This window comes from Paenibacillus allorhizoplanae, assembly GCF_927798215.1.
Lineage (GTDB): Bacteria > Bacillota > Bacilli > Paenibacillales > NBRC-103111 > Paenibacillus_E > Paenibacillus_E allorhizoplanae.
This window is the reverse complement of sequence record NZ_CAKMMW010000013.1, coordinates 7,985-8,443: the sequence shown is the minus strand read 5'-3', so window position 1 is coordinate 8,443 and position 459 is coordinate 7,985. Positions and strand designations below refer to the sequence as shown.

Sequence of the window (459 nt, the reverse complement as noted above, 5' to 3'; positions counted from 1 at the left end):
AGACGTAATAAGTGAAAGCGAAACAACAAACGTACGAAATGGAGAAACGCTGCAATTGAGAGCGTTGGTATATCCCGAGGATGCGACGGATGCTACCGTAGTATGGAGCATCGAGCCAGGTACAGGAAATGCGGAGATAAACGAGTCGACTGGCTTATTAAAGGGAACTGCAGTAGGTAATGTCATCGTTCAGGCAACGGCGCATGATAATCCAGACATTGTGGGGACGCTGACAGTTACAATTAAAGCGATACCTGTTACGGGTATTGTTGTGACTAGTGAAAACAATGTAACAAGTATTTCCAATGGAAGTACACTTCAAATGAGTGCGAAAGTGTTACCAGGAAATGCAACGAACCCTTCCGTAATTTGGAGCGTAGAAACAGGCACAGGAACAGCAACGATTAGTCCGTCTGGTGAGTTGAGAGGAACTAGTTTAGGTACAGTAACAGTCAAGGC

General features: G+C 45.1%; 1 protein-coding gene. It reads left to right on the top strand.

What is annotated here, in order from left to right; all coding sequences use genetic code 11:
- Positions 1-55: 55 nt before the first annotated feature.
- The coding region (locus L6I86_RS20205) for an Ig-like domain-containing protein (protein WP_236290007.1) at positions 56-459 on the top strand (404 nt) is incomplete at its 3' end.